We start from the raw sequence: 19,562 nt of genomic DNA on the forward strand, positions 1-19,562 counted from the left end.
GCCCTATGCCCTATGCCCCACGCCCCATGCCCCATGCCCCATGCCCCATGCCCTAATATGTTTTTATTTCTATCTAAACTGCTACCGTTGTTTTTTTACCCCTTGGGAATCATCAGTATATGTTTACTGGTGTCCCTGGTTATGGTGTGGAAACGACCACGGACTGCTGCGCTTGCAATCACGTTGGCGCTCATTGTTTTACTATTCTCTAGTAATGCCTGGGTTGCCCGTTTGATGGTGCGATCGCTAGAATGGCAAAATCTTCCACTTAAAGAGATCCCAACTGCGGAAGCTATCGTCGTTTTAGGTGGTGCAACCAAGCCAGCTTTGCCACCACGACCAACTGTAGATTTAAATGAGCATGGCGATCGCGTTATTTACGCTGCTCAACTCTACCGCCAAAAAAAAGCTCCTGTAATTATTCTTAGCGGTGGTCGTATTGATTGGGCTGGTGAAGGACCATCCGAATCGGCGGATATGGCAACAATTCTCACTTCTATTGGCATTCCATCTGAGGCAATTATCGAGGAGCCCAATTCTCTAAATACTTATCAAAATGCAGTGAATGTCAAAAAAATTCTTGATTCTCGTGGTATTCACCATATATTATTGGTAACTTCAGCGATTCATATGCCGAGATCTCTCCTGATTTTCAAGCGTCAGGGCATTGATGCAATTCCTACACCTACTGACTTTATTGTCAGTCAGGCTGACATAAGAGAACTTAGCGCTACTCCCAAAGGAGCCATTCTGAATTTATTACCCGATACAGGAAATATAAACGATTTTACTGGTGCTTTAAAAGAATATATTGGTATTTTTATATACCGACTAAGAGGTTGGGCGTAAATAAAGGCGTAAATAAAATAGTGACGAGTTACAAATCATGAACTATTGCGCGCGTAATAATAGATCATAACTCCTCACTTGAACTATTCTCATGTCCAGAAATTTACCCCATATCATTCCTTCTTCTCAACCTCCATCTGAGGAGACTTTTGCTGTTTATCAAACAACTCACCAATTTTATCAAGAAATTCGGGTGCGCGATGAATTCAAGCAGTATTGTGAGTGGTACCATACAACAGCCCAAAGCAATCGTCAAGATCTAGAAAGAATGCGCGGCGAATTAAATATTTTCGCATGGTTTCGCCGCAGATCTTGACTAATTCTCCGGCGTAAACGCACAGAGATTTTAGATAACTTCTAACTCACTCTCACGCAAATGAGCTTTAAATTTTTTACTGAACTGAACATAAATCGGCAGGTTAGCGCTGACGGGTTTACCTTGCCATTCATTGACAATAGCTACCACTTCGCCTTCTGAGTCTTTAAGGTCGAAAGCCTTACCTCGATTTTCAGGATGATGATATACTATTACGGACTCTTTTACACGCACACGCTCACCAATTTTCATACCAATTTTTACACCTAGCTTTTGCTTTTCCACAAGTGTTTCCACTGCCATCCCTCGCTGAACCCTTTGATCAAAAAATAGACTTAAAATCGCCTAGTACTTTGGCGAGAGGTCTAATCATCTTATCTTCACTCTAGAGTGATGCATAGGTCAACTGGCTCTTGGATTAATCCTCAAAATAAGCTAAAATGCTTAGTCACTTGCAGCATAAGCAGATCTATAACAATCTAAAGGATGGAGTTCGATAAACTTGAACTCTAACCCTTTGACTCTAATTCAATTGAAGCTGTTAAAATGGCTGATAAATGTAAAATTTTCAATCTACTTATCATCCAGCTTTAGGGTTATTGGATTTTATCCGTCGTAACTTAACAGCTAACCTATTATCTCCTCGGGATAAAAAACCCAAGGTCACTCGTTTCATAATCCAGTACAAGCAAGTTAGTATGACAAAGGTGACAGCAATAATTGCTAAAGGCAGTTTGGCTAAAATGTCGTCTGCACCCTTAATAAGCACAGCATCTGGTTGAGTCACAAAATCCCAACTGTTTAAACGCAAGAATCGTCCCCAATAAATTCCAACAGCACAAAGCGCGTGGGTAACCACTTCCATCCATAAAATCCATTTACTCTTGCCTACACGGTGTAAGTAGTAACCCCAGTTGATAAGAGATATTACGTATGCCTCAAACCCTGCTAGAATAACTAATAAATATGTTGGAATTAATATGAGGGTAATGATCCACACCGATGGAATTGTGCGGATATCTTGTATTAGATGAATGACATCAGTCAGCAAATAAGGGGCGTTTGGGAGAAAAGCGTAGAACACCAAAAATCCTATCCACCAAAGCAAAGGCAAAGAGCGTCTGCTACCAGTACGAAACAGCCAGATACTCAAAACCAAAGGAATGAAAGCCAGAAATAAATTCCAACTCATCCATCTTGCATTTATTTGCAACACATGAATAACTTTGTTAATTAATGTAATTGCTTGTACATTCATAGTGCCTTTCTCATAAATATGAATGGTTTTGAGGTTACTGTATGGTTATATGCTATCTGAATTGACAAAAAAAATTAAGTAGTCATTTTAACTAGTCCGAACTTGCTCATTGACCCAGCTAACTAACCCACTAGCACCGCTGCGCGAAAGTCAAAAGTCAAAAGTCAAAAGTCAAAAGTGTTATAAATCAAGCCTTTTGGCTGTTTGAAATGGTTGGTTTATTTAGGCGGTGCTGTACTAGTATAGCTGGAAGATTTAATGGCGTCTCTACTTCAGGATTAGGTGTGGGAGTGTGGGATCCACGAAAAATCGATCTTAATACCCCCATCTCGTCAATTCGGTTTGCTACAGTATTTGTTCATCTGGGTTGCTATAGCATCTGACTGTTTGCCAGTGATCGAGGCTTTTGTCAGGGCTGTCTCAATGTCTCCTCTTGCTTTTTGAACGATTGCACTACCCCTTGGCGCTGTCTTTTCTGAGTTAAAAGCCTTTGCTGCGGTGGCAAATGATTTACTGAAAGTCTCAAATACATTGACAAACTGGATTTGAAACTCTTTTAATTTAGAATCTTGTAGTTTTAGCTCCTTAATTTCTTTAGCAATAGTTTCCAAGTCCTGAGCCAATTTTAAGCTGGTTGTTACCTGCTTCGCTTTATTGTCACCAATTAAATCAGATCCTTTGTTAACTACCTTGATTAGGCGCTCACACTGAGAACTTTTACTGTTATTACAAGCAGTAACTAAAAAAGTGAGACTTAAGCCAACGCAAGCGATAATAATGTTTTTACGCACTACAGACATTACGCCCTACTACAAATGAAACCTCACACTGAAAAATACTTGAGCCGATTTTGAGAATTTCTGGCTTTTAATTTTGCCTTCCATTCTCGAATGGCGTTTGCTGTTCTTGCTACCGGTGGCTGGTATTTTTGAAAAATCTGTTCCTCCACCATTGTAGTATCGTCTTTCAACGGTTGGGTAGTTAAACAGCTCATCAAACTAGGCAAAGATGACTCCATCTTTAAAGCCCAAATCACATCATCAACTGAGTGAAAGCGCTCTTGGATAGAAATCTTCAGCATTTTACCTAAAATCCCAGCAAAATTCTCACTGATTCTTACTTCTTTTTGCCAAAAAATTTCACCCGTTGTCGAGTCGTAGTCAAGTTCTAAGGGTGTTTTTCCAGTCAATAAATAAAGACAAGTTACCCCAACTGCATAAATATCACTAGCATATACAGCATGTAAAGAAAACTGCTCAGGTGGAGCGAATCCCACTGTTCCAATAAAATTGGTACTGGAGATTTGATCTATAGGACTTTGACTGGCGTGGATCAGTTGTTCTTTTACTGCTCCAAAATCTATCAGCACTAGCCGTCCGTCATCTGAACACCGTATCAAGTTCTGGGGTTTAATATCCCGATGAATCACATGATTTTTATGAATATACCGTAATATTCCCAGTACTTCCTGCAAAAACTGTTTAACTGCGGCTTCATTCTTAATACCACTGAGCTTGATTTCCTGTGCTAAAGTATAACCGCGCACATATTCTTGGACCAAGTAAAATTCTCCATTCCCTTTAAAGTAGTTTAACAGCATGGGAATTTGAGAATGGCTACCCAGTTGACCCAAGATTTTTGCTTCTTTTTCAAAGCGATCGCACGCGAGTGCCCAGCTTTTGGAATTAGTTGTTTTAGGACAAAGCTGTTTAATGACACACAAAGGACTTCCTGGTAACACTGCATCTTTAGCTAAAAATGTGACCCCAAAACCACCTCTACCCAAAATTTGTAGGATTTTGTAACGCTCACGAAATAGGAAATTGGAGCCACATAAGCGACCAAGCTTAGTCTGTTGTAAAATTTCCTGATGCCCCTGTGGTATTTTCGTAGAAAACTGATTCATGTGTGAAGATTGTTGGTTACTATAAAACGGAAGTATTATCGTGTTCCCAATTTAACTTCAGATCTTATTGGCTGGCTGTAGTATTACTTAAAAAATAAAAGTATTATTTTAAACATAAAATACAATAGGGGCGTAGGAAGGGTATTCCTTTCGCCCCAATACTTTGCTATAAATGGTCGAAATTATAGCCCAGGCATTGATTAAGGTACTTGAATTGGAATCAAAGCATTTTCTGGAAGATAATTAGAGTACTCTCTTTCATCTGAAAGAACCAAAAGCAACCGCACAGGAAAATCTGGCGGAACTTGTAAATCTGCCCAAGGCACTGCTAACTCTAAGCACTTATTTAAAGCTACTTGAGCACGACTGACGCGCGGTAGCCATTGATAATCCTCTCCTGCTTCTCGAAAATGAATTGATTGTGTCAGTAGATTAATTTCTAAATGATGGTGAAACAGGTAATTAACTGGTGCTTTGTCCGGGACTTTTTCCAAGGGAATAGGACTATTGTGCATTGTTTTATCAGGATAAAACCACAGCAGATTTAACTCCGCCGGTAAATCTCGTCCTGGTTTTGCACCAGTTAACAAGTCTAAGCGTACGTAGAAATTTAGGTGATCAACGCCATACCAAAGCCTTTGGATAACGCTACTGTTGTGCATTGTTCCTCGTGATCCACCTATTTCTATCCGTCCAGCTTTATCCCAGTCTTGCTCATCACCTAGACCATCTATTGTAGGATGAATAAAGCTTTGTGGTCGTTGATCTACTTGTGCTTGGTGAACTTCTACCGGTTGCAGAAGATAGGGGGGTACAGGTTCATTTAAGGCTTTGTAAACACCATATAAATGTTCTCGGAATAACTGGTCAAAAATTGCATCTTGATTCGACGAATGTCCTTCGCCGAACCACCAGAACCAATCAGAACCTTCTGCTGCGTATAAAGCTTCCCATGCTTCTGGATTGTTTTCTTCTGTTGCTTCTGGATGATTTGCAAGGGTAATCCGTGCTTGTGTCAAATAGTCCCAAGCACGATTTTTAGCAGGATCTCCAATCCAGGTTGTGAAGCTACCATCTACCCAAGAGCCGCTGTGCAATTGTGTTCCTGGAAGAGTTGCTGTGGGAGGAAATTTTTCAAGAAATTCAGAGACAGTTACAAGTTTCAGGTGAGGTTCGTCACTTAAGCTTTGATACAACGCCTCTAAGAAGGGTTTACCATCTTGTTGGTAAAATTCCCAGCAATTCTCACCATCCAAAGCAATAGTCACTAGCCAGGGTTGTTCAGGTTGATGCTCTTTTTGCATTCGAGCGATCGCTTGAAGGTGTCCGACTAAGTCTGCTGCTGCTTGTTTCGGCTGCATAGAACCATAGGTAAAGCCGATTAAATCGGATAGCCTATGGTCACGAAATACAATAGCTAAATCACCTACTGGGGTTTGCAAGCGATAGGGGCGGTATAGTAAATACGGTTCTTCGACATTTCCTGCTCCATCGCGCTGAAAGAAGTGCTTAAGAGTCCACCCTAGCACTGCTTCATCGGAGCAAATCCATTGAAACCCCTGTTTAATAATATACGGTAATATCTCTGGACTAACTGATTGTTCTGAAGGCCACAAACCTCGGGGCGCCTGACCAAATCTATCTTTATACAATTCCCAAGATTTTTCTAAATGTCGGGGAATATCTTCTGCCCACTGAAATCGAGCTTGAGGCAGAGTCATATTTGGTACCGCTACTCTACCAGAATTAGTATCAGCCAGCAGGGGTAATATAGGGTGCGTGTAGGGTGTGGTTGTCACCTCTATTTGCCCTGCTTGTTGCATTTTCCGATGTTGTGGTATTATTCTTCTAAGAATATCTCTTTGTTTGGAGTAAATTCGCTGGCGATCGCTCAAGGTAAAATTTTGACCTTGTTTTAGCCAAGCTGCAATTTCTGGGTCATCCCAAAACAACGGATCTATCCAAGCCAGATTGTGCCAGGCTAATAGATCACTATAATCGTTCTGTTGCCAATTTTCTAAACACCAGCCTTGCCCGTGTTCATGTCGCTGCTGATACAGCTGAGCATAGCGCGGATGGGGATCAATAAGAGTGTGGTGATTAGCGTCAAAAAAGTGTTGGATTATAAATTCCCGTTGTGCAAGAGTTAGTTGCTCTGTAGGTGTTAAACTAACTTCCAAATAAGGATCAAAAGCCGTACCAGCAATATAATCTTCTAGCTGTAATATCAGTGATGGAACTAGATTTACAGTTTGGTGTAGCTTAGGATAACGCTCTAGGAGCAGTACCAGATCCAAATAATCCTTTGTACCGTGTAACCGTACCCAAGGCAAACGATATTGCTCAGTCGCAGAAGAAATATCCTTCCGAGGAGACTTGTACAAAGGCTGGTGCTGATGCCATACAAAAGCGACGTAAAGGGGATGAGGCATAAGTATATAGTCAGAAGTGTAAATAGTTAGTAGCTAGCTATATTTTCCACTAACCACTAACTATTCCCTATTCTTTATATAACTTGCTCAACTTCGGCAATTTCTGGAATCATTTCTTTTAATCGACGTTCAATACCCATTCTCAAAGTCATTGTCGAGCTGGGACAAGAACCACAGGCACCTTCTAGTCTCAATTTCACAATTGGACCATCAAGTTCTACAAGTTGCACATTACCACCATCAGACATGAGATAAGGGCGCATTTCATCTAAAACTGTTTCGACGTTGATAGCTGTAAGTTCCATGCCGTTTAATTTCCTCTTAAGGATTACCGAAAAGTGTTATTTTTTAGCTTTGATAAAACGATCCTAGATCTAATTGCAGCAGTATGGAGTTATGTGTTAACTGAATCTAGACGCCGCCAAAAAGTTTAGACCGATGCTGGTTCTAGTAACTTGATGTTAGAGTAACTAAATTCAGTCGTCGTGCGATTGCCTTCTTTGTACTCTTGCACAATCTGCTTTGTCATGATGTAGTAGCCGCCGATTTCCTCGTAAGTATCATCAAATTTAAGTACACTTGTGACTTCATTTGTGCTTGAGTTACGAAAGACTGCGTCATAGCGGCTAGCAACATAGCCTGAGCCTGTGTCGACGGTTTCATAAGTATCAATAACAAAAGCCATGCGTCCCATCACACGACTGACTTGGCAAATCTCCTTACCCCTAATTTTATAATTAGAACCCATAGAGTCACCCTTTACTAGGATTTCCGTAGCCCCATTAGAGTCTTGTTGCCCTAGGCTAAACTCGCTTTTCCCATGAGACTGCTCAAAAGGATTCCGCTTACGATGGGTAACTATATCACGTAATTGGGTATAGATACCTTCTTGGACTTGTTCATCTGCAACACCCGCAACTTTTACGCTTAAGTCGTGGTTAATCCGAATTTGACCTGTGTAAACTTTATCTTCCTGCACCAGTTGCACATCAGCACTGTAGCCAGGAAAGTTTTCATCCCAAGTGTAACGACTTTCATAAGCGATTTGGAATAGTTCGCGGGCTGTTGTTGGATGTGTCATCTAAAGATCTCCGAATAGTACTCAAAGTACTTAGGCGCATCAGCTAGGGCTTTTTGGTTTGGAACCTAAGTTCCTTACCTGAAGCCACCAGATAGAATCTGGCGGTGCTGACAGTACCACGTTTAACATTTATCAGTTATCAGTTATCAGTTATCAGTAAGAGCGCTCCGGTATTTATCCTGGGGTTAGAGTCCCCCACTTCGCTCCAAGCGGCAGGTTTCAGCGGGGGTCAAATCCCCGACTGAAACTGTGATAACTGTTCACTGTTCACTGAATTTAATTCACTTTCTTAAGTGTAATCTAATTCCCAATTTTAGATGGCGATCCCTTCTTACTCGCTTTCCGAGGCTGAAACCATCACTGGTTGCTGATACAAAGGTACTGTAAATGTAACGGTTGAACCAAGCCCTTCGCCCAAGCTATAAAAATTCACCTCTCCACCCATCGCCTCTATGAGTTTCTGGGATATTGCCAACCCTAAGCCGGTTCCACCATATTGTCGAGTGCGGGAGCTATCGACTTGAGAGAATAATTGAAACAGTTTATCTTGTTTGTCGAGAGAAACACCAATACCTGTGTCTGCTACACGGACTTTCACCATACCAGGAAACTGTTGGTCTTGGAATATTACCTTTTTACGGACTACGTCGGCACTAATTGTTATACCACCTTCATGAGTAAATTTGATGGCGTTCCCAACTAGATTTAACATGACTTGTTTAAGACGTTGATAATCCCCGTGGACAGTAATTTCATCACAGGTGTCTGGCATTTGCATCCGCAGGCTAAGATTTCTCGCTTCTGCTTGAGGACGCATAAAGCTGTCTACATCACTGAATAGCTCGTTGAGTTTAACAAATCTCAACTCCAATTCCATTTTTCCAGCTTCAATTTTAGCGATGTCTAGGATATCATTGATAATATCAAGCAGATAGATGGATGATTTATGAGCTTCTTGAAGAAATTGGTTTTGTTCTTCAGGATCGTCTGCCATACCCTCCAAAATCAGCTTTAAAAAGCCGATAATGCCGTTGAGTGGTGTTCGCAGCTCATGAGTTACGTTGGCGAGAAATTCTCTGATGCGGCGAGTTGCTTCTTCCGCTTGTTGGCTTGCTGCTTCCAGTTCTTTGTATAAAGTAGCGTGGGCGATCGCAGTTCCGAGTTGATCTGCTACATCTTTTGCAATTTCCAGTTCATCTGCTGTCACCCCGTAGCATTTCTCTGATAAAGTGACAGCAATTAACCCATTTGGTTGGTCTTGATGGCAAGTAGCAACCACCAACATTTTTTGCTGACCGAATTCAGGGTGCTGAGGATTTTCTACTAAAATCGGTTCAAGGGTTGTTAACGCTCTAGCAAAACTAGGTTCAGAATCTATTTCTATTTCTAAGCCAAGAATCGATTTCACTTCTGGGTGGTGATACTCTGCTATCACCTGTACTTTAGAGCTTAAGGATTGGTATGGGCAGATAATACAGCGCTCTACATCTAGGAGTACTTTTCCCAAATTGTCGACTGTTTGCTGCCAAATTATGTCTAAATCTAAGGTACGCCGGATATTTCGAGTGATTTGGTTAACCTGTTTTCGGTGTCGCTGCGATCGTAACGCTAAGTTTATTTGTGTAGGCGTTTTTGTGACAACATTCACTTCTACATTGCTAGCCTGACATTGCAGTAATCGCCCCATTACCAGAACTGTTGTGGCAACGTTTCCCAATGATGGCATGATAGGAGTGATCGTCAACTCAAATTCATACAACTTGTCTTCAAGGCTAAACCAATGCTGATATCGTTGAGGAACCAGAGTTGTCAAAACTTGCTGTAACCGTTCCAAATAAAGATCCTTCTCTACAGGAGAGAAAATTGGATATTCATTCAGGTTCTCAACTATCTGCTCAGGATTTAACCCAAGACTCTGACTCTTCTGCCAATAAAAAGCAAAATAACGCCCTGTAGCATCTTGCGTGTAAACCAACTCGGCTCCTAAGCTTGCCAATAAATCGTGCGTTGTTCTGGTAATAGGATCCTGATTTTTTGACACTATGTTTGGCTGTTGAGAATAAGCGATTATACTCATAAATTGAGTTGGTTGTACAGAGCGTGGCCCACGAAGCTTTTGCAAATCGTTGCCAAAAGTTTGGCATAAATTTTTCGAGCTTGGGCAAAGTTCAAGGATAGTTTTCAGTTTTTTGGGAATCAAGTTGCTGAAAATTTACAATTCTACACTTTTTTATCCCCCAACTTATTTCTAAGTTTCATGGTTCAATCGTTCCATTCACCACGAGATGGTAAGGGTTTGCGTGTAGGCGTACGGGTTAATTCATCATCTCTTGGCGTTTCACCCCTTAGCCACTGCCGGATTGCCACTTCAATGACTTTACTTGGGTCATTGGTTAAATGCTGAATTTGCTCTACTAGCTCAGAATCTAGACGAATAGCAATCTCTACCTTATCAGCTAGTCTTTGTTGAGCATCGGTAGCTTCCTGTTTCATACGATGATATACTCTGAATTTGTTTTTAATACGGTCGATCAGGGAAATTGCAGATCGCAGTCGCCCATCCAGGTCTGTAGTTTGCACTTCTTGATGTTTATTGTAAGCTCCTATGTGACTAATACTAAAAGTTAGTGATAAACCTTTTATATTTTGTTGGAAATGGGGCATGGGGCATGGGGCACGGGGCATGGGGCATTGGGGTTAATATATAATTTCGTCTTGCTGTAATTTCTTCTCCTGTACTCCCTTGCTCCTCTGCTCCCATGCGCCATGCCCCATGCCCTATTCCCAAAAAGGCTGCGTCTTTGCGAAGAAAGCATTAAAATATTTTAAGTATATTGCTCTTTTAACCTTGGTTGCTGCTAAAGCTTAAAGAATTATATGACTGACGTTCCCGCAGCTCGGATTCGCAATTTTTGTATTATTGCTCATATAGATCATGGCAAATCAACGCTTGCAGATCGCTTGTTGCAAGTCACAGGGACGGTGGAAGACCGTCAAATGAAGGAACAGTTTCTAGATAACATGGATCTAGAACGGGAGCGGGGTATAACTATCAAGCTACAAGCCGCCCGAATGAATTACAAAGGAAAGGATGGCTCACAGTACGTTCTGAATTTAATTGATACGCCAGGACATGTGGATTTTTCCTATGAAGTGTCGCGCAGTCTTGCTGCTTGCGAGGGTGCACTATTGGTAGTAGATGCTTCGCAGGGTGTAGAAGCACAAACTCTGGCAAATGTGTACTTAGCCTTAGAGCATAATTTGGAAATTATCCCGGTTTTAAATAAAATTGATTTACCAGGAGCAGAACCAAATAGGGTCATTAGCGAAATTGAAGAAATTATCGGTTTGGATTGCAGTGGTGCAATTCTTGCTTCTGCTAAGGAAGGAATTGGTATTGATGAGATTTTAGAAGCAATTGTGGAACGTGTACCACCACCACGCAATACCGTTGCTGAACCTTTAAGGGCATTGATTTTTGATAGCTATTACGACAGCTATCGAGGAGTGATTGTGTATTTCCGGGTAATGGATGGCACTTTGAAGAAGGGCGATCGCGTTTATCTTATGGTATCTGGTAAGGAATACGAAATCGATGAGCTAGGGGTACTGTCTCCAACCCAAAAGCAAGTCGAAGAACTCCATGCTGGAGAAGTGGGTTATTTAGCAGCAGCAATTAAGGCTGTAGCTGATGCGCGAGTGGGAGATACTATTACCCTTAGTGCCGCTAAAGCCGCTGAACCTTTACCCGGTTATACAGAAGCTAACCCAATGGTATTCTGTGGGATGTTCCCTATCGATGCTGACCAATTTGAAGATTTAAGGGAAGCTTTACAAAAGCTGAAACTAAACGACGCAGCATTGCATTACGAACCAGAAACTTCTAGCGCGATGGGGTTTGGCTTCCGGTGTGGCTTCTTAGGCTTGCTACACATGGAAATTGTGCAAGAACGTCTAGAGAGAGAGTACGACTTAGATTTAATTATCACAGCCCCCTCAGTGGTTTATAGGGTGACAACCAACAAGGGAGAAGTTCTAGACATCGATAACCCAAGTCACTTACCATCTCCTAACGAACGGGAAAAAATAGAAGAACCCTACGTTCAGGTAGATATGATTACGCCGGAAACTTACGTCGGTACGTTGATGGAGTTGGCGCAAAATCGACGCGGCGTGTTTAAAGATATGAAATATCTGACACTAGGACGCACAACTTTGACTTATGAGTTACCCCTGGCTGAAGTTGTTACGGACTTTTTTGATCAGATGAAGTCGCGATCGCGCGGTTACGCCAGCATGGAATATCACTTGATAGGCTACCGAGAAAATCCCCTTGTCAAACTGGATATTATGATTAACGGTGATCCAGTGGATTCCTTGGCGATGATTGTCCATCGAGACAAAGCCTACAACGTTGGGCGATCAATGGCAGAAAAACTTAAAGAACTCATTCCACGACACCAATTTAAAGTGCCGATTCAAGCTGCTATTGGTAGCAAAGTTATTGCTAGTGAGCACATTCCTGCACTGCGGAAAGATGTACTAGCCAAGTGCTACGGTGGTGATATCAGCAGGAAGAAGAAACTTTTGCAGAAGCAGGCGAAAGGGAAAAAGCGGATGAAATCTGTAGGTACTGTTGACGTACCGCAGGAAGCTTTTATGGCGGTACTACGTTTGGATCAAGAATAACCATGTTCCCCTTTCTTGTGGATAGGAAGGGGAACATGTCCTAAATTGTGGAAGTTACCTAAATCAACTGCGCAATGTAAATTTCAGGTATGAATATTTAATTACCGTTCGTAAACATCTAGTTGACGGGAATACTAGGTTGTGAGAATAGAAATAAACTCGTGGTTGAAGTATGTGTATAGTCACTGGAACTTATACCCCCACCATTCCTGGATATCAAATTTGCTCTCAAGTGTATGACGGTTCTAGAACAAAAGTATATCGAGCTATCCGCGATTTAGATCAGTTGCCAGTAATTATCAAATTATTAGCATCTGAATTTCCTAGTTTTCAGGAATTAGTAGAATTTCGTAACCAATACACCATTAGCCAATTTCTCAATATTCCTGGTGTTGTTCAACCGTTATCATTAGAGAACTATGGAAATAGCTATATTTTAGTAATGCCAGATAAAGAAGGCATTTCTTTACGAGAATATATCCAGTCTGTTCATTTATCTCTAGAAGAATTTTTAGAAATTGCAATTCAATTAACTGATATTGTCAATAATTTACACGAAAAACTTGTCATTCATAAAGATATTAAACCAGGGAATATTATCATTAATGCAGAAACAAAGCAAGTTTATTTGATCGACTTTAGTATTTCTTCGCTTTTACCTAAAGAAAAATCAGAAATAAAAAGCCCAAACCTTTTAGAAGGGACACTAGCTTATATTGCCCCAGAGCAGACTGGTAGAATGAACCGAGGTATAGACTACCGTAGCGATTTTTATAGTCTGGGGATAACATTTTATGAATTATTGACAAGAGAGTTGCCATTCATTTGTGATGATCCAATGACGTTATTGCATTGTCATCTTACTCAACATCCAAAAGAAATCAAAAGTGAAAAAATTCCCCAGGTAGTATCAGATATTATCAAAAAATTGTTGGCAAAAAACGCTGAAGATAGGTATCAAAGTGCCCTGGGATTAAAACACGATTTAAAAAAATGTTTAGAACACATTAAGGATACAGGGAAAATTATCCATTTTGAGATAGCCCAGCAGGATATTCCAAATTGTTTCCTGATTCCAGAAAAGCTTTATGGAAGAGAATTAGAAGTTGCTACGTTGTTAGAAGCTTTTGACCGTATTGTTCATGGTACATCAGAAATAATGCTGGTGGCAGGGTTTTCGGGCATTGGAAAAACATCTGTAATTAATGAAGTTCACAAGCCAGTAACTTGTCAACAAGGGTATTTTATTAAAGGTAAGTTTGATCAATTAAACCGTAATATTCCGTTATCAGCTTTTGTACAAGCATTACGGGATTTAATGAGGCAATTATTGTCAGAGTCAGATGTACGATTGGCTCAGTGGCGAGAACAGATTCTCTCGGTTGTGGGAAATAATGGTCAAATTTTAATTGAAGTAATTCCTGAACTAGAACAAATAATTGGTCAACAGCCTCCTGCACCTGAGTTATCCGCGATCGCCGCACAAAATCGCTTCAATTTATTATTAAAAAATTTTATTGCTGTTTTTACAACAAAAGCACATCCTTTGGTGATATTTTTGGATGACTTACAGTGGTCAGATCCAGCTTCCCTAGAGTTAATCCAACTATTGATGTCTTCTCAAGATTATTTATTATTATTGGGAGCTTATCGAGACAATGAAATTACACCTACTCACCCATTGACGCTAACACTGGACGAATTAAAGAAATCTCAGAAAACTATCAATACAATTACCCTTAAACCGCTAGACTGTAATAATACCAATCAGTTAATTGCTGATACGCTACATTGTAGCTCTCAATTAGCCCAACCTCTGACAGAGTTAGTTTTTCGCAAAACTCAAGGCAATCCCTTTTTTATTATTCAATTTCTCAAAGCATTGTATGAAGACGACCAAATTACCTTTTCCCAGGAGGGGTATTGGGAATGCAATATTGCTCAAATCAATACACTGTCTCTGAGCAATGATGTTGTAGAGTTTATCGCGCACCAGTTGCAGAAATTGCCTAAAGATACCCAAGATATCCTCATCTTAGCTGCTTGTATCGGCAACCACTTTGATTTGAATACTTTAGCAACTGTTTGTGAATACTCTCGAGCAAAGACAGCAGCAACTTTGTGGAAGGCTTTGCAAGAAGGACTAATTTTACCTCAGGGTCAGGAGTATAAATTTTACTTAAGTGATGAAATAACAAAACCATACAATAATAATATAGAGAATGTCAGCTATCGATTTGTGCATGATCGTGTTCAACAAGCTGCCTACTCTTTAATTCCTGCTGATTACAAGCAGCAGACTCATCTCAAAATTGGTGAATTACTACTGAGCCATACTGCCAAAGAAGAACTGGAAGAAAGAATTTTTGATATTGTCAACCAGTTAAACTACGGAATTGAGCTAATTACCGAACCCAACAAACGCCAACAACTAGCCCAATTAAATTTATTGGCAGGTAAGCGAGCAAAACTAGCTACAGCCTATGAATCTGCCTATACTTATTTTGACCAAGGAATTCATCTGTTGGCTTCAGATTGTTGGCAAATACAATACTCCCTCGCTGTAGATTTATACGTGAGTGCAGCAGAGTCAGCTTGTCTAAAAACTGATTTTGAAACAATGAAAGCTTTGTGTGACTATATTCTGACAGTTGTCACACAAATCCAGGATAAGACTAGGGTTTACGAACTTCTAATTTCGTACTATCACATTCAATCTCAGTTCCGCGAAGCTGTAGCGCTAGCGGTGGAAACCTTAAGTCATCTAGGTGAAACATTTCCAAGTAATCCTACTACTCAAGATTTTCTCTTTGCGCTAGAAACGACTAATAAGTTGATTGAGGAAGTAGGTTTTGAAAATCTCACTCAACTTCCACCCATGCAGAATGACAAGAAATTGGCGGCGATGAAAATTCTGCGGTGTTCTTGCTTTCCTGCTTATTTTGCTGTGCCAGAAATGTTGGGCTTGCTGGTGTGTCGACTTGTAGATGTAACACTCAAATATGGTCTTTCTCCTGTAACACCCTTTGCCTTTGGAATTTTTAGTGTGTTAATTAACGCAGTTGTAGAGGATATTGAAACAGGTGAAAAGTTTGGAGAGTTAGCTATATTACTAGAACAACAGCAGCTTCACTTAGAATACCGAGCAGCAACATATAATCTCGTCTACGGTTTATCACGCCACTTTTACAAACCTGTACGAGATAATATTAAACCTTTAATTTCAGCTTACCAAAGCTTGATCCAAAGTGGAGACGCTGAAAGTTGTGCGTATTGTCTAATTAATGCCTACTTTTGTTCTATTCTATCAGGACAAAATCTTAAGGAAATTCAAACTGATTATGAGAAATACGTTGAGCCGATGATCGCTTTGAAACAGGAACAAGTGATTCATCAATTGCACATCTGGATGCAGGTGATTCATAACCTAACCGAATCAGGAACAAATCCGGCTCTTCTACAAGGAAAATACTTTGATATTGCAGTTAAATTACCCGAACTATATCAAACGAGAAATTTTAACACTATCAACTATGCTCATACAGCTCAAGTAATTCTAGCTTATTTTTTGGGTAACTATGAAATTGCGCTTTCTCATGCCTCAACTACAAAACCACTTTTAGGATCTAGCACAGGCAAATTTTTCGTTTCGGCACATAATTTTTATTATTCATTGTCTTTGGCAGCTTTATATTCTCAGTGTTCTCAAGAACTCCAAAGCGAATATTTGGAAAAAATGCACAGTAACCAACACAAAATGAAACATTGGACAAATTTTTGTCCTGAAAACTTTTTGCATCGGTTTTTATTAGTGGAGGCTGAAATTTGTCGGTTAAAACATGACTTTGCTACTGCTATTGATCTATATGATCGTGCTATAGCTACTGCAAGGGACAATAATTATCTTCAAGAAGAAGCACTCGCAAACGAACTCGCTGCTAAATTTTACCTTAATTGGGATAAACCAAAGTTTGCCGCAGGTTATATACAGTCAGCTTATTATTGCTATGCCCGTTGGGGTGCTAAAGCCAAAACTGATCAACTAGAAAAGAGTTACCCAGATTTATTACAGCCAATTCTACAGCCAGTTATTCAGAACTGGAGCCCACTAGAAACTTTGGCAACTCTTGCTTCTTCTAATATCTCATTTCCTACCTCTACAAAAGCATCTTATATTATTAGTAATAGTTTTAATAAAAGTCTAGATTTTGCCGCTCTAATCAAAGCGTCACAAACTATTTCCAGTACTATTCATCTTGACCAATTACTCCAACAACTGACTGAAATTATTCTGCAAAACTCTGGTGCAGATCTTTGTATCTTAATTTTACCTAACAGTAACGGTAACTGGTATCTACAAGCTATTGCCACAGCAGAAACAAGTCAACTTTACTCACAAGCTTTAGATGAAAATATCAATGTTCCACTGAAGTTGATTCAGTATGTCAAAAACACCCAAGAAGTAGTCGTAATTGATCGTCTTAAAACCGATCTGCCTGTTATTGATCAATATTTCATCAAGCATACACCTCAAAGTGTTTTATGCCTGCCGCTTCTCCATCAAGGTAACCTAATTGGTATTGTGTATTTGGAAAATCGCTCTACCAGTGCTGTATTTAGTCAGGAGGGAATTCTCATTCTTAACTTCCTTTCTACCCAAGCCGCTATTTCTTTAGAAAATGCTCGGCTATATCACCAAGTCGCTCAATATTCTCAAAATTTAGAAGCAGAAGTAGAGCAAAAAACTCATGCACTTAACCAAAAAGCCCAAGATTTAGAACAAACACTGCAATATCTACAAAGAACTCAGGCACAATTAATTCATACTGAAAAAATGTCATCTCTTGGTCAACTTGTGGCAGGAGTTGCTCACGAAATTAATAATCCTATTAGTTTTATAAGAGGTAATCTTAGTCATCTAGATGATTACATTGCTGATTTGATAAATTTATTACGACTTTATCAAGAAGAATCTCCTCAACCTAGCTCTAAAATTCAGGCAAAAATTAAAGAAATTGAACTTGATTTTATCTGTGACGATGTGATTAATATTTTACAATCAATGAAAAGCGGTAGCGATCGTATCAGCCAAATTGTTTTGAATTTACGCAACTTTTCTCGCTTAGATGAAGCACCTATTAAAGCTGTAGATTTACATACTGGCATCGATAGTACACTCTCGATTTTGCAAAACCGCTTACAAGCAAGTGAAAGTGAACCTGAGATTAATGTTATTAAACAATACGGTAATCTTCCTACTATTACCTGCTATCCTGCACAAATTAATCAAGTATTTTTGCATATCCTCAACAACGCCATTGATGCGATTAGAGAAAATAGTAAATATATCGATCAGCCAGAAATACGAATTCGTACTGAAGTAATTGAACATCAACAAATACACATTATAATTTCTAACACCAATAGCTTTATTCCGCATGATATTCAAAAGCGGATATTTGAACCCTTTTTTACAACTAAACCTGTAGGTAGAGGTACTGGTTTAGGATTGTTCATCAGTTACTCTATTATTAAAAACCATGGTGGTAATATCACTGTAAATTCCCAACCTGAAAAAGAGACAGAATTTATCATTTCAATCCCGATTAAAAATTAAAAGTTTTTCAGTGTTAGGTATTACATCGTTTCTTTGACAGATAGTATATGATTTCAATGCCAATTGCGACTCCTAGCATGAATATGAAAACCCAGACAGTTTGTGGATCTGTTTGTACAGCAAAGTAAATTAATATTCCTAGTGCCACCAAACATATTCCAGCACCTAGCAGTGAAACCCACTGTTTACTTTTCGTATAAAGATGCAGACGAGCATTAGCTAAATTAACCGCAGCAAATATCAAAAGAAACCCAGCACTACCCATTGTTGAGATCCGATTAACATCAAAGAAATTGGCGATAAACAGAGTAATACCACTAGTAAGAAATAATCCATTGATTTTATTGCCAGAATTAAACCCCCTAGATTTAGCAATAATAGAGCTAAAACGAGCTGAGCCGTACAGTGTTGCGTTACTAGCCGAGATAGTTGATAGCAGAGCTGCAATAGTAACTAAAAATGAACCGAATCGCCCCATAATTGGTTTGGCAACCTCAGCCAAAGCATACTCTTTTGCTGCTAAAATTTGCTCTATTGGTTCTGCGCCTAATGTAACCAGTGCTATTAAAATGTAAAGTAAAATAACGAACCCGATTACAGAGTAATAAATTCTTGGCAAAGTCTGGTTTGGATTGACAATATCCTCTGCTGTATTGGCGATTAACTCAAAACCTTCATACGATAAGAAAATCACCATTGCTCCAATGAAAATTGATGGTACTGATGAAACAGAAACCGTTTGTACATGGGAAATATCGATGTGATTGATCCCCATAGTAATGAACAGTATCAAAATTCCCAGTTTGAAACCGACAATCCAGATTTGGGATTTCCCAATATATTTGACAGCTAGTAGATTTAGTCCAGTTGTCCCTAAAATTGCCAAGTTAATCAGTAAGTGCTTCCAAATAGGTTTAGTAGATTCTGCAAATAGGTTAACTCCATAACTAGCAAAAGCTTGCAAGTAAAAAGAAAGCATGACTACATAGCTGAACCATAGTAGAAGATTCAGCGTCCCACTAAATAGTCCTTGACTAAAAGCCTGGTTTAAAAAAGTTACTGTCCCGCCCCGACATGGATGAGCAACTGAAAGTTTTGCATAAGCATAAGTAGTTATTAAAGCTATTGTTCCTGCTATAACAAATGCTAGTGGTGCACCTGCATCAGCTATTTGAATTGCAACTCCCAATGCTGGGAAAAGTCCACCGACAATACCTCCTACACCCAGCGCCCAAACAGACCAAAAACCTAGTTTTTTGCTTGACACCTGTGACCTCAAGAGGATTAGATAAATAAAACTTAACAAAAAATAGATTTACTTTTAAAATGAGGGCGTAAAAAAAATATAAAAGCTTGAGAAGGCTTTCATTAAAAAAGTGTAAATTTCCTCAGCGTTCCGGGTTTCACAAAATCC

At 39.7% G+C, this 19,562-nt stretch carries 14 protein-coding genes; 4 read left to right on the forward strand and 10 right to left on the reverse strand.

What is annotated here, in order from left to right; translation table 11 throughout:
- The first annotated feature begins 57 nt into the window (after window positions 1-57).
- Both G4P69_RS23890 and G4P69_RS23895 read left to right on the forward strand, forming a co-directional pair.
- A complete protein-coding gene (locus G4P69_RS23890; protein WP_208351665.1) occupies window positions 58-849 on the forward strand; it encodes a YdcF family protein in 792 nt (263 codons plus the stop codon).
- 91 nt (window positions 850-940) lie between these two features.
- The gene (locus G4P69_RS23895) at window positions 941-1,165 is read left to right on the forward strand and encodes a hypothetical protein (RefSeq protein ID WP_208351667.1); all 225 of its coding nucleotides are present in this window, start codon (window positions 941-943) and stop codon (window positions 1,163-1,165) included.
- A gap of 30 nt (window positions 1,166-1,195) precedes the next feature.
- Here G4P69_RS23895 and G4P69_RS23900 read toward each other — a convergent pair whose 3' ends face one another.
- The 9 genes from G4P69_RS23900 to G4P69_RS23940 form a co-directional block, all read right to left on the reverse strand.
- Entirely contained in the window at window positions 1,196-1,468 is a 273-nt protein-coding gene (locus G4P69_RS23900; RefSeq protein WP_208351669.1) for a ferredoxin-thioredoxin reductase variable chain, read from the reverse strand.
- A 277-nt stretch (window positions 1,469-1,745) separates the two neighbouring features.
- Window positions 1,746-2,423 (reverse strand): DUF1361 domain-containing protein, encoded by a 678-nt coding sequence (locus G4P69_RS23905; protein ID WP_208351670.1) that lies wholly within the window; start codon window positions 2,421-2,423, stop codon window positions 1,746-1,748.
- Between the two features lie 332 nt (window positions 2,424-2,755).
- Window positions 2,756-3,223, reverse strand: coding sequence for a hypothetical protein (locus tag G4P69_RS23910; RefSeq protein WP_208351671.1), 468 nt, complete (start codon window positions 3,221-3,223; stop codon window positions 2,756-2,758).
- A 23-nt stretch (window positions 3,224-3,246) separates the two neighbouring features.
- The gene (locus G4P69_RS23915) at window positions 3,247-4,329 is read right to left on the reverse strand and encodes a serine/threonine-protein kinase (protein WP_208351672.1); all 1,083 of its coding nucleotides are present in this window, start codon (window positions 4,327-4,329) and stop codon (window positions 3,247-3,249) included.
- Between the two features lie 200 nt (window positions 4,330-4,529).
- A complete protein-coding gene (locus tag G4P69_RS23920) occupies window positions 4,530-6,761 on the reverse strand; it encodes a glycoside hydrolase (RefSeq protein WP_208351673.1) in 2,232 nt (743 codons plus the stop codon).
- A gap of 74 nt (window positions 6,762-6,835) precedes the next feature.
- A complete protein-coding gene (locus G4P69_RS23925) occupies window positions 6,836-7,066 on the reverse strand; it encodes a NifU family protein (RefSeq protein ID WP_208351674.1) in 231 nt (76 codons plus the stop codon).
- Window positions 7,067-7,191: 125 nt separating this feature from the next.
- Complete coding sequence (locus G4P69_RS23930; RefSeq protein ID WP_208351676.1) at window positions 7,192-7,842, reverse strand: DUF3386 domain-containing protein; 651 nt, start codon at window positions 7,840-7,842, stop codon at window positions 7,192-7,194.
- 331 nt (window positions 7,843-8,173) lie between these two features.
- On the reverse strand, window positions 8,174-9,919 hold the full coding sequence (locus G4P69_RS23935; RefSeq protein ID WP_208351679.1) for an ATP-binding protein: 1,746 nt from the start codon (window positions 9,917-9,919) through the stop codon (window positions 8,174-8,176).
- 185 nt (window positions 9,920-10,104) lie between these two features.
- Window positions 10,105-10,335 (reverse strand): hypothetical protein, encoded by a 231-nt coding sequence (locus G4P69_RS23940; RefSeq protein WP_208351705.1) that lies wholly within the window; start codon window positions 10,333-10,335, stop codon window positions 10,105-10,107.
- Between the two features lie 384 nt (window positions 10,336-10,719).
- On the opposite strand from G4P69_RS23940, the gene lepA reads away from it, so the two are divergent.
- Together lepA and G4P69_RS23950 are read left to right on the forward strand one after the other, a co-directional pair.
- Window positions 10,720-12,531 (forward strand): translation elongation factor 4, encoded by a 1,812-nt coding sequence (gene lepA / locus G4P69_RS23945; RefSeq protein WP_208351686.1) that lies wholly within the window; start codon window positions 10,720-10,722, stop codon window positions 12,529-12,531.
- A 172-nt stretch (window positions 12,532-12,703) separates the two neighbouring features.
- Window positions 12,704-18,148, forward strand: coding sequence for a trifunctional serine/threonine-protein kinase/ATP-binding protein/sensor histidine kinase (locus tag G4P69_RS23950; protein WP_208351694.1), 5,445 nt, complete (start codon window positions 12,704-12,706; stop codon window positions 18,146-18,148).
- Window positions 18,149-18,161: 13 nt separating this feature from the next.
- Here the strand turns inward: G4P69_RS23950 and G4P69_RS23955 are convergent, their stop codons facing one another.
- On the reverse strand, window positions 18,162-19,415 hold the full coding sequence (locus G4P69_RS23955; RefSeq protein ID WP_208343867.1) for an APC family permease: 1,254 nt from the start codon (window positions 19,413-19,415) through the stop codon (window positions 18,162-18,164).
- Between the last annotated feature and the right edge of the window lie 147 nt (window positions 19,416-19,562).

Source organism: Aetokthonos hydrillicola CCALA 1050, from assembly GCF_017591665.1.
Lineage (GTDB): Bacteria > Cyanobacteriota > Cyanobacteriia > Cyanobacteriales > Nostocaceae > Aetokthonos > Aetokthonos hydrillicola.

Excerpts from the sequence above, each read along its gene's own strand:
- G4P69_RS23895 (WP_208351667.1), top strand. The coding sequence starts at position 941 with ATGTCCAGAAATTTACCCCATATCATTCCTTCTTCTCAACCTCCATCT.
- G4P69_RS23925 (WP_208351674.1), bottom strand. The coding sequence starts at position 7,066 with ATGGAACTTACAGCTATCAACGTCGAAACAGTTTTAGATGAAATGCGC.
- G4P69_RS23930 (WP_208351676.1), bottom strand. The coding sequence starts at position 7,842 with ATGACACATCCAACAACAGCCCGCGAACTATTCCAAATCGCTTATGAA.
- G4P69_RS23890 (WP_208351665.1), top strand. The coding sequence starts at position 58 with ATGTTTTTATTTCTATCTAAACTGCTACCGTTGTTTTTTTACCCCTTG.
- G4P69_RS23940 (WP_208351705.1), bottom strand. The coding sequence starts at position 10,335 with ATGAAACAGGAAGCTACCGATGCTCAACAAAGACTAGCTGATAAGGTA.
- G4P69_RS23915 (WP_208351672.1), bottom strand. The coding sequence starts at position 4,329 with ATGAATCAGTTTTCTACGAAAATACCACAGGGGCATCAGGAAATTTTA.
- lepA (WP_208351686.1), top strand. The coding sequence starts at position 10,720 with ATGACTGACGTTCCCGCAGCTCGGATTCGCAATTTTTGTATTATTGCT.
- G4P69_RS23900 (WP_208351669.1), bottom strand. The coding sequence starts at position 1,468 with ATGGCAGTGGAAACACTTGTGGAAAAGCAAAAGCTAGGTGTAAAAATT.
- G4P69_RS23935 (WP_208351679.1), bottom strand. The coding sequence starts at position 9,919 with ATGAGTATAATCGCTTATTCTCAACAGCCAAACATAGTGTCAAAAAAT.
- G4P69_RS23950 (WP_208351694.1), top strand. The coding sequence starts at position 12,704 with ATGTGTATAGTCACTGGAACTTATACCCCCACCATTCCTGGATATCAA.
- G4P69_RS23910 (WP_208351671.1), bottom strand. The coding sequence starts at position 3,223 with ATGTCTGTAGTGCGTAAAAACATTATTATCGCTTGCGTTGGCTTAAGT.
- G4P69_RS23920 (WP_208351673.1), bottom strand. The coding sequence starts at position 6,761 with ATGCCTCATCCCCTTTACGTCGCTTTTGTATGGCATCAGCACCAGCCT.
- G4P69_RS23905 (WP_208351670.1), bottom strand. The coding sequence starts at position 2,423 with ATGAATGTACAAGCAATTACATTAATTAACAAAGTTATTCATGTGTTG.